This window comes from Pseudomonas sp. S3_C06, assembly GCF_054667675.1.
In genome coordinates, this window is sequence record NZ_CP162747.1 from 5,421,663 (window position 1) to 5,440,498 (window position 18,836).

Here is an 18,836-nt window from a genome sequence, read left to right on the forward strand (position 1 = left end):
CCCGACCGGCTGATGACGGACCTGAGTTCAACGAAATCTCGCCCGAGCGTTCGCATTTCGCGAACGCTCATTGCCGAGAGAAGATTGGATTCTTCGTTTGGCGTTCCTCTAGCCTTGGCCACCTATTCCAAGAACAAGAGGTACACCGCGATGACTGCCCCCTTGAGTGCGATCAAAGTGATCGAGATCGGCACCCTGATCGCCGCGCCGTTTGCCGCGCGCATGCTCGCCGAGTTCGGCGCCGAGGTGATCAAGATCGAAGCCATGGGTCAGGGCGACCCGCTGCGCAAATGGCGCAAGCTGCACGAAGGCACGTCGCTGTGGTGGTACCTGCAATCACGCAACAAGAAATCGCTGGCGCTCAACCTGAAATCCGCCGAAGGCATCGAACTGGTCAAGCAACTGGCCAGAGATGCCGACGTCATCATCGAAAACCTGCGCCCCGGTGCGCTGGAGAAACTTGGCCTGGGCTGGGACGTACTCCACGCGCTGAACCCCAATCTCACCCTCGTGCGCATTTCCGGCTACGGCCAGACCGGTCCGTACCGCGATCGTCCCGGCTTCGGCGCGATCGGCGAAGCGATGGGCGGCATTCGTTACACCACTGGCACTCCCGGTTCACCACCGGCGCGGGTCGGCGTCAGCCTCGGTGATTCGCTGGCCTCGCTGCACGCGGTGATCGGCGCGCTGATGGCGCTGCTGCGGGTCAAGACCGGGCAGGGTGGCGGGCAAATTGTCGACGTGTCGCTGGCCGAGAGTGTGTTCAACGTCATGGAAAGCCTGGTGCCGGAATACGACATGCTTGGTCATGTTCGCGAACGCAGCGGCGGCGCCTTGCCGGGGATCGCGCCATCGAATACTTACCTCACGGCGGATGGCGCTTACGTGGTAATTGCCGGCAACAGCGACCCGATCTACAAGCGGCTGATGCGAACTATCGGTCGCGATGACCTGGCTGAGGCAGAGGATTTCGCCCACAACGACGGCCGCGCGGCCAAGAGCGGTTTGCTCGACGCCGCGATCACCCACTGGACCAGCAGCCTGCCGATCGACGATGTGCTCGCCACGCTCGAAGCCGCTGAAGTGCCCGCGGGGCGAATCTATTCGGTGGCCGACATCGTTGCCGATCCGCACTATCAGGCGCGGGGCATGTTGCTCAATGCAGAGCTGCCCGGTGGCGCAACAGTGAAAATGCCTGGCATCGTCCCCAAACTCTCGGAAACCCCCGGCGGCGTGAACTGGTCTGGGCCGAAACTCGGCCAGCACACCGACGGTATACTCGCCGGCCTCGGTCTGACTGAACTCGACATCGAACGCCTGAAAAGCCAAGGGGTGGTGCAATGATCACGGACTATTCGCAAACCCTGATCGTCCAGGAAGTCTCGCCCCGCGACGGCTTGCAGATCGAACCAACGTGGGTGGAAACCGCTGACAAGATCGCGCTGATCGATCAACTGTCGCTGGCCGGTTTCAGCCGCATCGAAGCCGGCTCGTTCGTCTCACCGAAAGCCATTCCAGCGCTGCGTGACGGCGAGCAGGTCTTCACCGGTATTCAACGACAGCCGGGCGTTATTTACGTCGCGCTGATTCCCAACCTCAAAGGTGCGCAACGTGCATTGGCGGCGGGTGCCGACGAGTTGAATCTGGTGATGTCCGCCAGCCAGACGCACAACATGGCCAACATGCGCATGCGCTGCGAGGATTCGCTGACGGCGTTTGCAGAGATTGTTGCGTTCGCCAGCGGTTCCGGTGTGCGCCTCAATGGCAGTATCGCCACCACGTTCGGTTGCCCGTTCGAAGGCCAGATCGACGAGGATCGCGTACTGCAAATCGTCGATGCTTATCAGGAGCTCGGGATTCAGGGCATCACCCTGGCCGACACCACTGGCATGGCCAATCCGCGTCAGGTCGACCGGTTGGTGCGGCGAGTGTTGCAGCGGGTTTCGGCGGCTGATCTGACCCTGCATTTCCACAACACCCGTGGTCTGGGATTGTGCAATGTGCTGGCGGCTTACGAGGCGGGGGCGCGACGTTTCGATGCGGCGCTTGGCGGTCTCGGTGGCTGTCCGTTTGCGCCGGGCGCGTCGGGCAATATCTGCACTGAAGACCTGGTAAACCTCTGCGATGAGATCGGTATTCACACCGGTATCGACTTGCCGCTGCTGCTGAAACTCTCGCGCGGCTTGCCGGATCTGCTGGGCCACGAAGTCCCCGGCCAACTGGCCAAGGCCGGGCGCAACTGCGACCTGCACCCGATCCCCACCTGACAACACCAATACCCCTGTAGGCCTTCGCCTGCTCGCGATAGCGGTGTATCAATCACCGCAAATGTTGCCTGACACACCGCTATCGCGAGCAGGCTCACTCCTACAGTTAAAAACGCATACCAGACAACAAAAACAATCGGACGCCCACCGGCAGTCCGTCTGGAGAAAAGCTATGAGCCTCAATGTAATGGAGGCGGGCGCCCGTCCGTCCGTCGATCACGACGCCGAAAAAGCCTTGGTCAGCAAAGTCGCCTGGCGTCTGATGCCGCTGATCATGGTCTGCTACCTGTTCGCTTTTTTCGACCGCATCAACATCAGCTTCGCCAAGTTCCAGTTGCAGACCGATTTGAGCCTGAGCGACACCGCGTACGGCCTCGGCGCCGGGCTGTTCGTCGTCGGTTATGTGCTGTTCGAAGTGCCGAGCAACATGATGCTGTACAAGGTCGGCGCACGGCGCTGGATCGCGCGGATCATGATGTCGTGGGGCGTAGCGACAGCGGCGATGGTGTTCGTCAACAGCGAATGGCAGTTCTATGCGCTGCGCTTTGTGATCGGTGCGATGGAAGCCGGTTTTGCCCCGGGCGTGCTGTATTACCTGACGCTGTGGTTTCCGCAGCACTTCCGTGGCCGCATCACCTCGATGCTGTTTCTCGCCTCAGCGTTTGCCGGGCTGGTCGGCGCGCCGTTCTCCGGTCTGGTACTGGAACACCTCGACGGCGTGCTGCAAATGCGCGGCTGGCACTGGCTGTTCCTGCTCGGCGGTGTGCCGTGCATCGGCCTTGGTTTTCTGGTGCTCACGCTGCTCAAGGATCGCATCGAGGATGCGCACTGGCTGACGTCTGACGAGAAAAAAATGCTGTCCAGCCGCATCGCCCAGCATGAGCCGCACAAGAGCGGCGGGTCGTTGTTCGCGGCGTTGAAGATTCCCGGTTTTCTGACCTTGGGGCTGATCTACTTTCTGATCCAGGTGGCGTCCTACGGCTTGAACTTCTGGGCGCCACAGCTGATCCGCAGCGCCGGCACCGAGAGCCCGGTGATGATCGGTCTGCTGACGGCTATCCCGTACATTTGCGGGGCGATCAGCATGGTGGTGATCGGGCGTTTGTCGGATGCGACGGGCGAGCGGCGCAAATTTGTCGCCGGGCTGGTCATCGTCGGCGCGATCGGCTTTTTCAGTGCGGGGATTTTCGCCAGCCACACCACGTTTTTGATCGTTGCTCTTGGCTTGCTTGGCGCCGGGATCATCGCCTCGATTCCGAGCTTCTGGACGCTGCCACCGAAGTTGCTGGCCGGGGCGGGCGCTGGTGCGGCGGGCGGGATTGCGGTGATCAACACGCTGGGGCAATTCGGCGGTATCGTCAGCCCGGTGATGGTCGGGCGGATCAAGGATCTGACCGGCAGCACCACGCCGGCGCTGTATGTGATTGGCGTGGCGGCGTTGATCGCTGCGGCACTGTTGCTGTGGGGCTTGCCGCAGAAGTTGCGCACGCTCGACAAGTTCTGAGATTGGCGGCGCCTGCAATGACACTTTCGCGAGCAGGCTCGCTCCCACATTTGAAATGCATTCCCCTGTGGGAGCGAGCCTGCTCGCGAAGACTGACTTCCAGAGACTGATAAATCACGGACTGATTCCATCAGTTAACAGCCACCCCATTTTTCTCAAACACACGAATCAACATCACGCTGGCAATCGCCAACATCGCCCCAACACCCGCAACGCCGTCAACGACTTCTCGCTGCCAAGCGGGAAATGCACGTTGGTTTACTGATGATTCGGTTGAAAGCGCCGATACAGCAGGGGATAGTGCGCGGCTGAAAAGTGCTCAAGGAGCGGGAAGTGACAGTGAAGTCTGGCTGGATCGGGTGTGCGGCATTGTGCGGCTGGTTGCTGGCGGGGCAGGCATTCGCCGATTGCACACCGGCGCCAACCGCGCATGAGATGGATTTTTCCCTCTGCAAAGACTGGCCGGCGTATCCCGGGCTGACGCTCACCGCTGCTGCCAATTTCTCGCCCGATCCGGTGTATGGCGAGTCAGGGACTGTAGGGCTTTACGATCTGCGTTTGGCCTTGGTGGCGAGTGCAGACTCCAAGCCGTTAGCGAGCTTTTATCAGCCCTCCGCATTCTCTGTGGATGCCATCGCGCTTGATGAACTGAAATTCGATACCGCCCGCTATAAGCTCGCGCCGCAATTGCAGGCCTTTGGCGTGCGAGTACGGTTCAAAGGCTCTTCGCGCGTGAATCCTCTGGATCAAACCTGGTTGTCGCTCTATGTGAAAGACGGCAACGCATTGCGTCCTGTCATGAATCGGCTGGTGGTTTATGAATATGGCGGGGAGTGGGATGGCAATTGTGCGGGAGAGCGCTACGAGACTACGCGAACCGTGGCGCTGGCCAAGACCAGCAGCCATGGTTATGCCGATCTGATGATCAAAACGATCCGTAGCTCGACCGTTGGCGAGGGCGAGGGTGAGGCATGCGTATCCAATACCGTCACGCAAAAACCGGTCTTGACGACACTTCGCTATGACGGCAAAAACTACGTAGTGCCTGAAGATTTCAAAGGCCACTAAGACCGATGTCTTTTACTCAAGGAAGAACAATGATTTCGCGTTCCACATTGCTGGGCTCTTTCATCGCGATGGGCCTTTTAACGATGGCCGCTCAAGCCCAGGCCGCCTGCCAGACCAAAGACTTCGACGGCAAATCCCTGTCGCGCTGCAAAGTCTGGCCCGCCGTGCAGAATCAGGCGATCGCAGTCAAATCCACCTACCTTGCCGACGCCGGCGACGATGATGCCGGGGTGTTCGATCTGGATCTTTCGATCGTCAACGCCAGCACTTACAACCCCATCGCCACTTACCGTAAACCGGGCGCTTACAACTCCGATGCCGTGCGCTTCGATGATCTGCGCATCGACACGGCACGCTATCGACTGGCGCCGGAAGTTCGGGCTTTCGGCTTGCGTTCAAAGTTCGCACACAGTTCCCACGCCATTCCCTACGAGAAGACCGACCTGGCGTTGTACGTTCGCGAAGGTAATGAGCTGCGCCCGGTGCTGGAGGGATTGGTGGTTGCCAAGAGCAACGGCGAGTTCATGAATGATTGTGAAGGCTATACGAAGACCATTCGCCGAACTGTCGAGATCGGTCCTTCCAGCCATCATGGTCTGGCCGATTTGATCGTTACCACCAGCGGCAGCAAAATGAAAAATACTCAATCGGGTAAAGAGTGCGTTTCCAATACCACCCGCCTGAAGCAAAAACAGATCACCCTGACCTACGACGGCCAACAATACATCGTCCCCGAAGACCTCAGAGGCTACTGACCCCATGCTCAGCGGCCTCAACCACTTGACCCTCGCAGTCAGCGATTTGCAGTGCAGTCTGACGTTCTATCGCGATGTGCTGCAGTTGCGCGTCGAAGCCACGTGGGATGCCGGTGCCTACTTGTCGCTGCCAGGGTTGTGGTTGTGTCTGTCGCTTGATCCTCTGCGCTCAAGCGAACCGTGCGCCGATTACACCCATTACGCTTTCAGTCTCACTACAGCCGATTTTCCAGGTTTTGTGCAGAAGCTAAAAGCGGCGAACGTGCGGGAATGGCGCGACAACCGCAGCGAAGGCGCGTCGTTCTATTTCCTCGATCCCGACGGCCACAAGCTCGAAGTTCACGTCGGCGATCTCGCTTCACGGCTGGCAGCGTGTCGGCAAAAACCGTACGCCGGCATGCGTTTTTACGACGAGTCATGATCAGACACATTTGTCTGTTATAGACTGGCGGCCACGTGTTCTGCCGCTTGCAGGTTTTCCATGACTCCATCGTTGCTAATGGCCGTGCTGGCCTCGGGTTTCATTTATGGCATTACGCCCGGGCCGGGTGTGCTGGCGGTATTCGGCATCGGCGCAGCCCACGGGCGGCGGGCCGGGGCGGGGTTTCTTTGCGGACATCTGCTCGGCGATGTGGTCTGGTGCAGCACGGCGCTGATCGCGATTGTCGGCGCTCGGGAAATCGGCAGCACCGCGTTTGATGTGCTCGGTGTGCTCAGCGGTGTGTACCTGTTCTGGCTTGGCTGGCGCGCGGTGCGGACCCAGCGTCGCAACGGTGACGAGCCGCAGGGCGCGGCGCGCAAGCCGTTCTGGCACGGCATTCTGTTCGGTTTGACCAATCCCAAAGCTTATCCGGTGGCGGTCGCCACGTTCACCGCGCTGCTGTCGAGCCGCGCCGAACTGCTCAACTGGTCGATGCTGCCGGCGCTGATTGCCCTGAGTTTCCTCGGTGGCCTGCTGGCCTACGCTATTCTGATTGGCGTGGTCGGCGCGCAACGGGTACGCACGCTGTATCAACGCCACGAACTGATGATCACTCGTTTGTGTGGCGTGATGTTTATCGGTTTTGCTATCAACGCGCTGCTGCATGCGCTGCCGGGGCTGATGCCGAACAAGGCTTGAAGGTGTGTGCAGGGATGCGCAATCAAGAGGTCAGGGATGGTTGATCAGTGCTGCATTGTCCGGACACCCACGCTGAACCATGGAAAGCCGAAATTCCGCGCCGTTGGCGAGTTTTATCGATCTGTTGCTGGACGCCGTTTGTGCGGTCGACAAGCAAGGCCGCTTTGTTTTTGTCAGCGCCGCCTGCGAGCGTGTTTTCGGCTATTCGCCTGAAGAGTTGATCGGCCGGCAAATGATCGAGCTGGTGCACCCGGCGGATCGTCAACGCACCCTCGCTGCCGCCAACGAAATCATGGGTGGCGAACCCAAACTCAACTTTGAAAACCGGTACCTGCGCAAGGACGGCAGCGTCGTGCATATCCTCTGGTCGGCGCGCTGGTCGGAAGCCGATCAACTGCGCATCGCCGTGGCGCGCGACATCACCGAGCGCAAACAGGCCGAATCGCGCCAGGCTGCGCTGTATGCGATATCCGAAGCGGCCCATGCCGCGGAAGATTTGCTGGCGTTGTTCAAGCGCATCCACCTGATCATCGGCGAATGGCTGCCAGCAATGAATTTTTCCGTGGCGCTGTACGACGAGCACTGCGCACAACTGAATTTCCCTTATCACGTCGACGATCACGAATTGCAGCCCGAGCAACCGGGCACCGTCACCGGACGGCTGTGCACGGAAGTTATCCGTAGCGGCCAGCCGATTCTTCTTACGCCGGACAGTGCAGACTCCCCGGCTGATTTTGCCGAACTGGTGGCGGGGCAAAACTCGCCGTGCTGGCTCGGCGTGCCGTTGAATTCGAAAAACGGCACCATCGGCGCCTTGATCGTCAAAAGCCTGCCCGGCGGCGAGCGCTACACCGAGCAGGACAAGGAACTGCTGCAATACGTTTGCGCCCAGGTCGCCACGGCCATCGAGCGTCAGCAATTGCACGCACGGCTGCGGCGTATGGCGCAATACGATCAACTGACGCAGCTGCCCAATCGTGAATTGCTGCGCGATCGCTTGAAGGCTGCGTTGGCCGGCGCTCGCGAGCAATCAGGGCACATGGCCTTGTTGTATGTTGACCTGGACCGCTTCAAACAGGTCAACGACACCTTTGGTCACGCCGTCGGCGACATGCTCCTGCAAACCGTGGCCAACCGCCTCAAGGGCTGCGTGCGGGAAACCGACACCGTGGCCCGAATTGGCGGCGATGAATTTGTCGTGCTGCTGCACAGCGTTCAGGTTTCGGAAGATGCTGACGGCGTGGCAGAAAAAATCCGACAGGTGCTGGTGCAACCGATGCGTCTCGATGGCCACAACCTGCACATTGAACCAAGCATCGGCGTGGCCCGCTATCCAGAGCACGGCAGTGAGGAACAGCAACTGTTCCGCCATGCCGATCAGGCGATGTACGCCGCCAAACGCTTGAACCATCACGCGTTGAATAGTTGAACCGGGGCCGCCGTTCGTCGCAGCGACTGCAATTTTTCTAAACCTTTGCCGGCCAGAAAATTCTCAATCTAGGCGGGCACCTGCTCGCCACGATCATTACCAAGAGGTAGAGAATCATGCCTAATTCAAGAAACTCGAACTCGGGAAACTTCGCCAACGATCGAACCAAGGCCTCTGAAGCAGGTCGCAAAGGTGGGAAAACCACCACAACGACCGTCGACAAAGAGCCAAAACCAGACATGGGCCGCAAGCCCGCTCAGAAATCGAAGTAGTCGGTGAAGGTAGTTTTGATTGAGAGGCGGGGGCGTAAGCTCCCGCTTGAATTTTGCAAGTAAGGAGGGCGCGACCATGAGCCGAATGGCCACCCGTATACGCACCATGAGTTTTGCATCGCTGTTGGGCCTGTGTGCCAGCAGTGCTTTTGCCCAGTCGCCCGCCGATTTCATCAACGATGCCTCCGCCAAAGGCATGGCCGACATCGAAGCCAGTCGTCTGGCCCACAGCAAAGCCGAATCGAAAGAGGTCAAGGACTACACCATCGTCGTCATCAACGACCGCACGACGGCAAACCAGCACTTGGCGAAAATCGCCAAGAAGCTCGACCTGCCGGTCGCGCCGCGTGAGGAACTGGCCGACAAGGCCAAAGAATTGATGCCGCCAGTGACCGATGGCGCTTCATTCGATCAGGCCTACGCCGCCAGTCAGGTCAAAGCCACTGAAGAGGCCATCGAGCAGATTCAGCAGCAAGCGCAGACCACTGACGTGCCTGAGATCAAGGCGTTTGCCGACGAGACCTTGCCAAAGCTGCAAAGTCATCTGGAAATGGCTCGCGCGCTGCAGGCAAGCCGCTAACCAGGATCAAAAGATCGCAGCCTTCGGCAGCTCCTACACCAAACTTTGTAGGAGCTGTCGAAGGCTGCGATCTTTTGCTTTCAATCCTCAACACTCATTCAAATCCTGCTTCGACTTACTCTTCTCGCCCAACCCCTCAAGATTAAAAACCTCACCCTCGCCCAACGAGCGGTAGTGCCTGCGCAACGCCTCCAGCTGCTTCAAGTCCAGCGCCTCCAGCCCGAGCATCGCGTTCTGCGCTTCTTTGGTCACCAAGAGCAATTCATCGATCTTCAAATGGAGAATGTCGGTGTCGCGGTTCTGCGTGTTCTGGATCAGGAACACCATCAGGAACGTGATGATGGTGGTCGAGGTGTTGATGATCAGTTGCCAAGTGTCGTTGTAATCGAAGATCGGCCCGCTCAAACCCCATATCCCGATCAGGATCAATGCGCCCATGAAGGTCTTGGGACTACCGGCCACCATCGCGAGCTTCTGGGAGATTTTTGCGAATTTCATAGCGGTGTTCCTTATTGGGGGAGTGCTTGAAATTCAGACATTGGCGGCGTTATGAAAATTCTACTGATGTGCAAGATGTCCCTGAAAAACCGGCCTCACGGCCGGTTTTGGCATTGGTACTCTAAAGCTTGATTTCAATGTCGACGGTCCAGTGGAAATAACCCACCACCTCACACTGCTGATTGACCAACATGAAACTCAGTTCGCATTGCACGTCGCCGGGTTTCTTCGGCGTGCAGGTCCAGAAATGGTCATCAGCCTGTCGGCTGCCCGGTGTTGTCGGGTCGTCCGGGTTGGGCGCGGGCACGGTCAGGTCGGTATGAATTTGCAAGTCAGGTTCGGAAAGCACGCCGCTGTCCGCAACTGTCATGCGGTACACAACCACACTGTATTCGGCGATCAGGCTGACGGAGCGTCCACGAACGTGCAGGTCTCGGCCAATTTCTGAATGGATTATTGGTTTGCTGTCATTTATGACTATTTCTTTCGAGTTATTACCCGTGGCGAAGAAGATAAATCCATCGGTAATGCTCGTCGGCGCGGCGGCGTCCAGACTTGGATCTGGATAACGCTTCAGTACTGATTCGGCATCGACGATCAGCAACACATTGTGTGCGTCAGTGATGGCGGATGAGGGTGACGGGATCGGTTCGCTGGTCATCATGGATTCCTTTCATGATGTTGGCACAAGACGAAAGCCGCTTCGGCCAAGGCAAGACTTCCTGTTCCGGCCGCAGCGGCAGCGGATCGGTTGAGCCCCTTGTCGCCAAAGGGCTCGACACATCATCAGTTATGGATGGAGATGAACGGATCCCACGAGCAGCAGCCGATGATCTGGCAGTTGCGATCGACGATCAGGAAGTGGAAGTGATACGTCACGCGACCACAGTCCAGGGTTTCGGATGACCAATAGTGGTTGTCGACTTTCTGGCAGCTTGGCACGGATGGATTGCTTGTGTTGGGCACAGCAACGCACGCTGTGGCCTTGCGCGGGGAGGGGGGCGAGATCAGGTTCTCCCCGGCGTTGGGGATGAATTTGTAGAAAATCACCGCCTGTTCGAAGCTCTGCGACAGGCTGGTTTCGCGCCAGCGAATCAGATCGCCGACCTGAGCCTTGAGGTCCAGTTCGCCACCGGCCTGGCCACTGACGACGTTGTCCTGATTGGTGACCATGTACACATGTTTCCAATCGATCAGCGTGGGGTTCTTCGGATCCTTGCTGATGTTTGGATACTTTTTCAGAATGGTTTCGGTGTCGATGGAAACCAGAATATCCGTCACTCGAGACATGGTGATGCTCCTTTTTCATAGTGAACGTCGGACTGCAATCCAGGCACGACGACGCTTGCTTGCCGTATGGCTTTTGCCAGCACACTACTGGGGGGAACCCACTGATCACGAGAAATGAACAGGCCGTGCTCCTTGCACGAAATCAACTGATTCGGGTTCCTTCCGATTGCCGCTCCTTGACTATAGGTACGTTTTTCAAGCTGTCAAAATCGCTTTTGTCTGGCTCGACGGACGGTCATTCAATGCATGAGAACCAACTTATTGGCGATAAGCCGACGGGGTGTTCAGACACCCTCTGCAATTGAGTCGCTCTGGAACTGTTTGCTGTGCGGCCTGTATCGTGACTAACCGCTGGTACGCCCCCCGACAGGAGAACGCAATGAGTTGGTCCGCCAAACAATACGTCGCTTTCGAAGATGAACGCACCCGCCCGGCCCGCGATCTGCTGGCGGCGATTCCCACGCCTGAAGCGCGAACAGTGGTCGATATCGGTTGTGGTCCCGGTAACTCGACTGAGTTGTTGGTACAGCGTTTTCCCGGGGCGAAGGTCAGCGGGCTGGACAGCTCGGCAGACATGATCGACGCGGCTCGCAAGCGCTTGCCGGATTTGCGCTTCGCTGTCGCCGAGATTGATAAGTGGGCTGATGCAGGGCCGTTTGATGTGATCTTCGCTAATGCCGTATTGCAGTGGGTGCCGGATCACGCGACGTTGTTGCCCACTTTGGCCAGCAAGCTGTCGGCGGGTGGCAGTCTGGCGATCCAGATGCCGGACAACCTCAGTGAACCCTCCCACCGTTTGATGCGTGAAGTCGCTGCAGATGGTCCGTGGGCGAGCAAGCTTTCCGGCGCTGCGGGGCAGCGTACCGACATGGCCAGCGCCAGTGATTATTTCTCGATGCTGCGACCACACTGTGCGCGGGTCGATGTGTGGCGTACGACCTATCACCATCAACTGTCAGGCGGGGCGGCGGGGGTGGTGGAGTGGTTCAAGGGTAGCGGGTTGATTCCGTTTTTGAATCCGCTGAGCGAAGCGGAAAAGGCGCAGTACCTGGAGCGGTATCTGGCTGAGATCGGGAAGGCTTATCCGGCATTGGCGGATGGTTCGGTGCTGTTGCCATTTCCACGATTGTTTATCGTTGCGACTCGCTGAAATGAGCCGGACGTGTTGTTCGGCTGGAGATTTCGGGTGCGTTTTCGGACGGCCCCCTCATCGGAACGCCGCCCGCCCAGCCCTCTCCCGAGGGAGAGGGCGCCGACCGGTGTGTATCCGAAACCGGAGTTCAACTCGATATTTCAGGTCGGCGTAACCCTAGAGAACAACTCGGTCAGTCCCCTCTCCCTCTGGGAGAGGGTTAGGGTGAGGGGCTCTTGAAGTTGTGAACCCGCTCAGCGCTGCACCGCCACCAACATCATCATCGGCCGCTCCCGCTCTTCCGCCAGCGCAGGTTGCGCCGCGACCTCCGCTTCGCTCGGCCCCCATTCATTGACACGTCGAATCGAGAACCCCGCATCGATCAGCGAATTGAGCAATGTCCCGACCGTACGATGCTGCTTGATCACGCCTTCAGCCAGCCAGTTCGTCACCCGCTCACCCTCCAACTGATAACTGTCCAGCGGCCAACGCTTGTTACCTTCAGCGTCAATCAACCAGCCCGGATTACGCGGTGCCATAAAGATCGGATGCTCAATGGAAAAAACAAAGTGCGAACCCGGTTTCAGCGCCGCGTACAGGTGCGCAAACAGCCCCGGCAAATCCTTGATGTAATGCAGCGCCAACGAGCTGTAAGCCAGATCAAAACTGCAGGCGGGCAGATCGAGCTGTTCCAGATCGGCGCGCTCATAGCGAATATTCGCCGCCGTCGTGGTCTCCCGAGCCCGCTCCAGCATCTTCTCCGAGACATCCAGCCCCAGCACGCTGGCCGCGCCATTCTCAATGGCCCAGCGACTGAACCAGCCATAACCGCAGCCCAGATCCACCACGTTCAGGCCGTGCATGGATGGGAACAGCGCCTTGAGCGCTGGCCACTCCGGCGCCGCGTCGAGGCCGCCGATTGAACGGTTCATCCGGCTGTAGCCCTGGAAGAATTCGGGATCGTCGTAAATGTTTTGCGTCATGGTGAAGGGCTCTTTTGAGTTCGATCGTCAGCGGCAAAGTGGCCGCGATTGGAATCCCTCGAAAGTGATAGCGCGTATTCGTCGATGGCCGCGCGGGGGGAGGGTGGTGGGTGATGGGGAAATGCTAGTCGGTTGGGCGGGAGGTGAAAACCGGTGGAGTGTTGTGGATCTGTAATGTCGGGGAAATCGCTATGTTTTATCGCCGCGTAAACATCTTCCGAGCGAAGTGTTTAAAGGCGTGCAGTGTTACGTCCTGAAGCCTACAAATCCTTGCGCCGTTGCCTACCGCTACGCCAGAATCCGCCGGCTTGTGCGCTTGGGAGGCGGTCGGTAACTTGGTTCGCATCACTGATTTCCAGTGATCGGGTTTAGTAGCCCGGCATCCTCAATCTAAATAGCTGCATGAGTACCACTCAGTCAGGCAAATGCTTGCACCTGATGGTGGCTGTGCGCATGGCGCCCTCGGGTGCGCCGGATTTGGATTGGGGTCCGGTCTACTAACTTGCGCACAGCTGCCACCCATCCGTTTAGTAGCGAGATCGGTTGCGGCCTTACTATAAGGTCTCAATCCAATGTTCAAAGTAACGCCAAATCCGCCGGAAACCGATCCGGCATCCCCCTACGAATCACCCAATTCAAAGAAATTCCACGAAGCCGCCGAACGCGCCCTCGACCACTACCTCAGCCCCACGGCCAGAATCATGGGTTCCACCCACGAACCCGAACCGATGTATCTCGCCAACCCTAAATACGACACCGAATCCCTGCTGGCCAACGCCAGCGAAACACTCGGCTCTGCCACCACCATGCTCAACAACTTCGCCGCGCTGCTCGACACCTCACACCGCAAGACAGCGCTCGGCATTGCACAGGTGGTCATGTTGGGCGAATTGGCGGTGAATCAGGCCCTGGATCAGGTTGTGCCAGCGGGTTAACCCGATCGCTTTAAGAAGCCAAAGAAACCGGCCAATTAGCGCCGGTTTCTCGAGACTGCTAACTGGCAGCACGACTTCAGGCAAGTAGCCCGATGTTTTGGTCGATGCGTTGTTGAATGGTGCGCAAGGTTTCCTGGGTGATCACACCCGGATACAAACTTTCAGCCATGGCTGAGAATCGGCTAGCTACCTCGCAAAATCTGTCAATGATGTCGGCGGCCGTAGCGGCGTTTACTTCAGCCTCCACTGCAAGGTTGAGTAGGTTTTCTCTTCCAATTTCCAAGGCTTCACCCATCACGTCCATCTGGTGATAGCCTCCCGGCCCCTCGCAGAAAGTGACGTCATAGGCCGGCGCTAATTTCCAGTCTCCGCCAGGCGACATGATGTAAGCAAAGTTCTTCGGATGGTCGTCTCGGTTGTTGAATGCGACATTGAAGACGACCCGCTCAAACGCTGCGGCTTTCTCTCGTACGTCATTGCTGCACTTATGAGTCGCACGCAGGAAGTTGACGTAGTCCAGCGCCCCGGGGGATCTGAAATCCGCACCGGTAAAGGCTGCAAGACTCTGCATGGGCACCCGCAAGTCGTTTTGTCGGTCAAAGCGTTTGGTGGCAAAAGCGGCCATTCCCCCAGACAGGCTGAAATAACGAGTGTCAGGAGTCTGGATACCGCACAAGCGTAAACATTCGGCATAGACCATTTCGATGGCGCACACCTCGGGATGTTCTTGCTGAGCCGGAAATTTCACCAACCAGGCTTCGAAACCGGGAGTGGCAGCCGTAGTAAAGGCGTCAGTGTGCGGATCGCGATACACCAGCGCTTTGGGTCGGGCGCCCTGTGGAGAACCTCCGACCAGTAGCAGTTTCTGGAGAAGCTCTCCACCTTTACCTTTGAGTACCTCCTGCACTTCGCACGCGAGCAACTCGATGGGAACATGCATTTGCGGTTCCAGCGCCTCGGGTGCAACAGGTTCAAACGACATGGCCCCCATGGCATTGTTGCCAATGTAGGCTAGCCGCTCCAAAGGGCCTATTCGCGCGGGGTTGAGGCCTCGACGTTTGAACAATCGGTCCATCAGTAACATGCCCCAGCCATCCGGCAGCGAGTCATAAACCGGCCCAGGCAGTCCCAACTGATGTGACGGGAAATCCCGGTTTAACCTGGCTCCCTGTAATGGAAGCCTCAAGGAGGAGAGTTCCAGCCCTCTGTTTTTTGCCTCATCGCTGTACTCAAACATGACCTGCGGGCGACCGGTCAGGGCTTTCGTCGTAGCAAGTGTGCCCCACCGCCAACGTTCACCCCAGCCCGCGTAGTAGACGTCAACTTGTTCAAGCATTGTCGGCTTTCCTTTTAATGCGATGACGCTTGGCCGTCTTTTCGTAGCGAATCATATCGTCAAGAGTTTCGAGCCTTGGCAGAAACCACCCTTCGAGCTCCTTTTCGCGTCCGAGAACCATCGCCACTCGCACCATGTTGTCGAAACTCACATTACGACCGGCTTCAAGGTTTGACACCGTATTCGTCGCAATGCCCGCGCGAGCGGCCACGTCTGCTTGTGTCATCTCCAAGGCCAATCGCTCTGTGCGCAGGCGTTGGCAAATCCGTTTGACGATCTCGCTCGCGGTAGTGAGGCTTAAATCCAGCATGTCGTGTGTACCGTCGGCGTTCAGTTTTGATTATCAGTACACAATATACTGTGCATTAAACTTAAAAATATAATTTAACTCACAATAAAATGTAATTAGTTTTAATGGGTGGGATAGGCCAGCACGGGTTGACGCGCCAAGGTTCAACCCTGCTGCAAAACTTTCAGAGCCGCCGACGCCAGAAAGCCCGAGCGGCTTTTTTCTTCCGGGTGATGCAACACATATTCATCAATCCGATTAAGCAAATGCCCCGGCAAAGTGATGTTGAGTTTCTGGGCTTTGCCCAAATACTTGAGCACATCGATATCCACCACGGCCCATGCACAACCGGCGTATTTCGGGTTGGCTACGTGCAGGCTCAGTTTGCTGGCCGCTGGAATGGGGGCGTCGTCGTCCGCGAGAATCTCGAAATGACCTTCGATGGCTTCGCGAGCCATGGCGACGGCATCGTCCAGATCCTCTCCGGCGGAAAAGCATCCAGGAATGTCCGGGACTTCTACACCCCAGGCGTGTTGGTCATCGCCAATTGAAATCGCAATCGGGTAGAGCATATTTGTTGTCCTCCATGGCGCAACTGACTCAGAGAGTCAAAGCAGCGCCTGCTGCAAAATACTGATGGCCGTTTTCTTCAGCAGATCTTTTTTCGGATGTGGCACGGTGACCAGTCCTGGTTTGGTCGGATGCTTGAAGTGATGGTGACTTCCTTTGATCCGTACCAGATACCAACCGTCTGCGACGAGTTGGCCGATTAGAAAACGGCTATTCACAACACCTTCCTGTGGTGTTCTTGGTGGGTACTATATCCATTGAACCAATATGATCAACACTATAACCACCGGTCGTCGTCCTCTGACGGGCGGAGTCGCTTACCGCAGTCTAGGTAAGGCAGAAGCGATGGTGAGGTGGGTGTGTTACCGGGTTTTGCTTATGTTGATGTGGCGATCTTCCGCTGCAAGATAATGGAACACATCTTTTTCTGACATCACTGCTCGGACTGCTAACGTTGAACTCTAATGGGCGAAGGTCATGGACACTCAACGAGCCTGTTGAAAGGAAATCACCTCTCGATAAAGCCAGCGTAGCAATGCATGGACTTTGGCCATGTGATCGTCAGAAGGGAGTGAAACGGATGTCGACTCTAAAATTCAGCTATAGAGATGCAAAGGGCGATTTAAGTCAGCGGGAGCTGATTCAATGGTCAGAGAATTCGGTTTACATTCAAGGACGATCGGCCAGCGATACCTTTCCTAAAACCTATCGCAAGGATCGCATCATCGAAGTATTGCTTGGAGCTGAGCTGCTCTTAAATGAGGCCGCTCCTCCTTCTCCGAGGCTTCAGCACAATCGAAAGCCACCGGCGCTCGTTGCTTCAGAAGCCGCTTCGCAAAGGCCTGAACCGAAAATGTCACCGGGTAGGATCAATCAAATTCTTTTCACTGGATTCGCAGCTGCACAACGGGCTGAGCTTGAGCAAAAGGCACTGGAATATGGGTTGAAGGTCATGAGTACGGCAGGCAAGACGCTGACGTTTCTTTGCTATGGCGAAAATGCGGGGCCAACCAAAGTTTCCAAGGCGCTTGAGGCTGGAGCTTTCATCATCAACTCAGAGCAATTCTTGAATCTGGTCACAACGGGAGAAATCCCCTGAAGTCATCCCTGCGCTCAGCCTGCGCATTGAAACTGCACCAACCGCCGAATGCTTGTTACGTGCAACCAGCATCACCTCATTCTGCTTCTTGGGAGCTGCGGTCAGCACTTCACGGTAAACGCGCTTTTTTTTCGTGAGATTTCGCATTACGGATGAAGTCTGCGAATGGGCTCGCGTACTCCTCTTTGAATCCGATTGTCATGGAATTGCTCCGTCATTGATGCCAGGCATGGGCATCATTTCGTGCCTCGCATACTTCTCAAGGATTGTCGCTAGAGAGAAAAAAAGCGTACAGGTGGAGGGTGCATCTTCAACCTGCGGTGTGTTTCTGAATGGTTCTGCGCTGCCAAAGTGGCCAACCTCAAATCCCAGCCACAAAAAACCGGCTTTATAGGCCGGTTTTTTCTGTTCCTGCATCCCCCGTCAAACCACAACGTGAGATCAAAATTGAGTGGAGCGGGTAGAGGGAATCGAACCCTCGTCGGAAGCTTGGGAAGCTACTGTTCTACCATTAAACTATACCCGCTCAGAGCGGCTGACTTTGTACCAGACTCGGCCACGGATTTGAAGTTTTTCTTTTACTCATGAACGCTTTAAATCACTGAAATCGGTCAATCGCGGGCGAGCACTGCGGTGCGTAAAGCAAAATCCCAACCCCACAGCCTCGCTCGCGACGACTCTCTTTCAAATTGCCAATGCATGTTGATCCTGAACAAACGAGTAACGCGTTCGGCTGGTCTGCTGCGCCGGTTTCAGAAAGCCGAGCAGGGCGTTCTGGCTGTCGCGGCAGGCAGCCTTGTGTTCCATGTCGAGAAAGTGCCCGGTGGCTTGCAGCGTGGTAAACGTGCTCTGCGCCACGTGGTTGCCGAACAGGCGTGCGTCTTCGGCAGCGGTGTATTCGTCCCATTCGCCGTTGAGAAACAGCACCGGCACGTTGATCTTTTTCGCTGCATTCAGATAGCACTGCCGATCGCTGTGCAGCACGTCGCTGATGTGGAAGTGCATCTGCCCGTATTCGTGCTCTGCCAGGCTGCTGACGTGGCGATAGTTGAAGCGTTTGAACAACGACGGCAGGTGTTTGCCGATGGTGTTGTTGACCAGATGGCCGACGCGGTCGCCGTCGCGCTGGCCGAGGTAGTCGACGCCGCGTTCGAGGTAATCGAGCATGTGCGCGTTGATCACTGGCGAGAACGAGCTGATCACCGCCCGTTCGATGCGCCGTGGCTGGTGGGCGAGGGCGACCAGGGTCGCGGCGCCGCCCCAGGAGAACGACAGCACGTGTTCGGCGGCGAAGTGGTCGATGAGCTCGAGCAGAATCTGCCCTTCGACGTCCTTCGTCAGATGTTTCTCGTGGCGGTTGTGGGCTTTTGACCGACCCGCGTAGGGCTGGTCGTAGCAGACCACGTTGAATTGCGGATGCAGGTTTTTCACAGTCTGTGCAAACGACGCAGTCGTGGCCATCGAGCCGTTGACCAGGATGATGGTCTTTTCTGCGGCGTCTGCGCGATAGAACTCCGTGTAAACCCGATACTGACCCTGTATATCCAGCACAGCGATTTCTGGCCTCATGTCATAAGACTCCTGGCAAGCAAGCGGGTATGCGCGCAAATAGAGATTGCACGAGCTTTGTGACAGGTAGGCATACGCCTGGAATTTACTTGGCCCATGTCGATCCATGACTGCGGTCGACGGGTATTGTTATTGGCGGG

The 18,836-nt window shown here is 57.2% G+C and carries 22 protein-coding genes and 1 tRNA gene; 13 read left to right on the forward strand and 10 right to left on the reverse strand.

Annotation, left to right across the window (positions count from 1 at the left end):
- The first annotated feature begins 150 nt into the window (after window positions 1-150).
- From AB4N44_RS24110 to AB4N44_RS24155, 10 genes are all read left to right on the forward strand, one after another.
- Window positions 151-1,344, forward strand: a complete 1,194-nt coding sequence (locus tag AB4N44_RS24110) for a CaiB/BaiF CoA transferase family protein (RefSeq protein ID WP_150773841.1) — start codon at window positions 151-153, stop codon at window positions 1,342-1,344.
- Window positions 1,341-2,267, forward strand: coding sequence for a hydroxymethylglutaryl-CoA lyase (locus AB4N44_RS24115; protein WP_460107193.1), 927 nt, complete (start codon window positions 1,341-1,343; stop codon window positions 2,265-2,267). The genes AB4N44_RS24110 and AB4N44_RS24115 overlap by 4 nt, the downstream gene beginning before the upstream one ends.
- Before the next feature lie 172 nt (window positions 2,268-2,439).
- Window positions 2,440-3,771 carry an MFS transporter gene (locus tag AB4N44_RS24120; protein WP_460107190.1) on the forward strand — a complete coding sequence of 444 codons (1,332 nt, stop codon included), beginning with the start codon at window positions 2,440-2,442 and terminating at the stop codon, window positions 3,769-3,771.
- Window positions 3,772-4,104: 333 nt separating this feature from the next.
- Entirely contained in the window at window positions 4,105-4,839 is a 735-nt protein-coding gene (locus AB4N44_RS24125; protein WP_460107187.1) for a PA3715 family protein, read from the forward strand.
- A gap of 29 nt (window positions 4,840-4,868) precedes the next feature.
- On the forward strand, window positions 4,869-5,594 hold the full coding sequence (locus tag AB4N44_RS24130; protein ID WP_460107185.1) for a PA3715 family protein: 726 nt from the start codon (window positions 4,869-4,871) through the stop codon (window positions 5,592-5,594).
- Window positions 5,595-5,598: 4 nt separating this feature from the next.
- The gene (fos, locus tag AB4N44_RS24135) at window positions 5,599-6,015 is read left to right on the forward strand and encodes a fosfomycin resistance glutathione transferase (RefSeq protein WP_460158132.1); all 417 of its coding nucleotides are present in this window, start codon (window positions 5,599-5,601) and stop codon (window positions 6,013-6,015) included.
- 60 nt (window positions 6,016-6,075) lie between these two features.
- Window positions 6,076-6,714, forward strand: a complete 639-nt coding sequence (locus AB4N44_RS24140) for a LysE family translocator (RefSeq protein WP_460107181.1) — start codon at window positions 6,076-6,078, stop codon at window positions 6,712-6,714.
- A 79-nt stretch (window positions 6,715-6,793) separates the two neighbouring features.
- Entirely contained in the window at window positions 6,794-8,143 is a 1,350-nt protein-coding gene (locus AB4N44_RS24145; protein WP_460107179.1) for a sensor domain-containing protein, read from the forward strand.
- A 116-nt stretch (window positions 8,144-8,259) separates the two neighbouring features.
- Complete coding sequence (locus AB4N44_RS24150; RefSeq protein ID WP_007911485.1) at window positions 8,260-8,415, forward strand: KGG domain-containing protein; 156 nt, start codon at window positions 8,260-8,262, stop codon at window positions 8,413-8,415.
- Between the two features lie 76 nt (window positions 8,416-8,491).
- The gene (locus tag AB4N44_RS24155) at window positions 8,492-8,995 is read left to right on the forward strand and encodes a DUF4142 domain-containing protein (RefSeq protein WP_150749331.1); all 504 of its coding nucleotides are present in this window, start codon (window positions 8,492-8,494) and stop codon (window positions 8,993-8,995) included.
- Between the two features lie 87 nt (window positions 8,996-9,082).
- Here the strand turns inward: AB4N44_RS24155 and AB4N44_RS24160 are convergent, their stop codons facing one another.
- The 3 genes from AB4N44_RS24160 to AB4N44_RS24170 form a co-directional block, all read right to left on the reverse strand.
- Window positions 9,083-9,493 carry a low affinity iron permease family protein gene (locus AB4N44_RS24160; RefSeq protein ID WP_102900234.1) on the reverse strand — a complete coding sequence of 137 codons (411 nt, stop codon included), beginning with the start codon at window positions 9,491-9,493 and terminating at the stop codon, window positions 9,083-9,085.
- A 121-nt stretch (window positions 9,494-9,614) separates the two neighbouring features.
- The gene (locus AB4N44_RS24165) at window positions 9,615-10,154 is read right to left on the reverse strand and encodes an AidA/PixA family protein (protein ID WP_460107176.1); all 540 of its coding nucleotides are present in this window, start codon (window positions 10,152-10,154) and stop codon (window positions 9,615-9,617) included.
- Window positions 10,155-10,279: 125 nt separating this feature from the next.
- Window positions 10,280-10,783 carry an inclusion body family protein gene (locus tag AB4N44_RS24170; RefSeq protein WP_016982769.1) on the reverse strand — a complete coding sequence of 168 codons (504 nt, stop codon included), beginning with the start codon at window positions 10,781-10,783 and terminating at the stop codon, window positions 10,280-10,282.
- Between the two features lie 379 nt (window positions 10,784-11,162).
- Between AB4N44_RS24170 and tam the strand changes: the two genes are divergently transcribed.
- Window positions 11,163-11,933: a trans-aconitate 2-methyltransferase gene (tam, locus tag AB4N44_RS24175; RefSeq protein WP_460107174.1), complete on the forward strand. Its 771-nt coding sequence runs from the start codon at window positions 11,163-11,165 to the stop codon at window positions 11,931-11,933.
- Between the two features lie 236 nt (window positions 11,934-12,169).
- Here tam and AB4N44_RS24180 read toward each other — a convergent pair whose 3' ends face one another.
- Window positions 12,170-12,898 carry a class I SAM-dependent methyltransferase gene (locus AB4N44_RS24180; RefSeq protein WP_460107171.1) on the reverse strand — a complete coding sequence of 243 codons (729 nt, stop codon included), beginning with the start codon at window positions 12,896-12,898 and terminating at the stop codon, window positions 12,170-12,172.
- A 572-nt stretch (window positions 12,899-13,470) separates the two neighbouring features.
- Here AB4N44_RS24180 and AB4N44_RS24185 point away from each other — a divergent pair.
- Entirely contained in the window at window positions 13,471-13,833 is a 363-nt protein-coding gene (locus tag AB4N44_RS24185) for a DUF6124 family protein (RefSeq protein ID WP_460107169.1), read from the forward strand.
- Window positions 13,834-13,909: 76 nt separating this feature from the next.
- Here the strand turns inward: AB4N44_RS24185 and AB4N44_RS24190 are convergent, their stop codons facing one another.
- The 4 genes from AB4N44_RS24190 to AB4N44_RS24205 form a co-directional block, all read right to left on the reverse strand.
- Window positions 13,910-15,169 carry a type II toxin-antitoxin system HipA family toxin gene (locus AB4N44_RS24190; RefSeq protein WP_460107166.1) on the reverse strand — a complete coding sequence of 420 codons (1,260 nt, stop codon included), beginning with the start codon at window positions 15,167-15,169 and terminating at the stop codon, window positions 13,910-13,912.
- On the reverse strand, window positions 15,162-15,479 hold the full coding sequence (locus AB4N44_RS24195) for a helix-turn-helix domain-containing protein (RefSeq protein ID WP_460107164.1): 318 nt from the start codon (window positions 15,477-15,479) through the stop codon (window positions 15,162-15,164). The genes AB4N44_RS24190 and AB4N44_RS24195 overlap by 8 nt, the downstream gene beginning before the upstream one ends.
- A gap of 143 nt (window positions 15,480-15,622) precedes the next feature.
- Window positions 15,623-16,030, reverse strand: coding sequence for a type II toxin-antitoxin system HicB family antitoxin (locus AB4N44_RS24200; RefSeq protein ID WP_102900240.1), 408 nt, complete (start codon window positions 16,028-16,030; stop codon window positions 15,623-15,625).
- Window positions 16,031-16,066: 36 nt separating this feature from the next.
- Window positions 16,067-16,246: a type II toxin-antitoxin system HicA family toxin gene (locus tag AB4N44_RS24205; protein ID WP_095049193.1), complete on the reverse strand. Its 180-nt coding sequence runs from the start codon at window positions 16,244-16,246 to the stop codon at window positions 16,067-16,069.
- Between the two features lie 362 nt (window positions 16,247-16,608).
- On the opposite strand from AB4N44_RS24205, the gene AB4N44_RS24210 reads away from it, so the two are divergent.
- Window positions 16,609-17,127, forward strand: a complete 519-nt coding sequence (locus AB4N44_RS24210) for a BRCT domain-containing protein (RefSeq protein WP_127926176.1) — start codon at window positions 16,609-16,611, stop codon at window positions 17,125-17,127.
- Between the two features lie 452 nt (window positions 17,128-17,579).
- Here the strand turns inward: AB4N44_RS24210 and AB4N44_RS24215 are convergent.
- A tRNA-Gly gene (locus tag AB4N44_RS24215) sits at window positions 17,580-17,653 on the reverse strand.
- Window positions 17,654-17,811: 158 nt separating this feature from the next.
- Window positions 17,812-18,696, reverse strand: a complete 885-nt coding sequence (locus tag AB4N44_RS24220) for an alpha/beta fold hydrolase (protein ID WP_064119706.1) — start codon at window positions 18,694-18,696, stop codon at window positions 17,812-17,814.
- Window positions 18,697-18,836 lie beyond the last annotated feature (140 nt).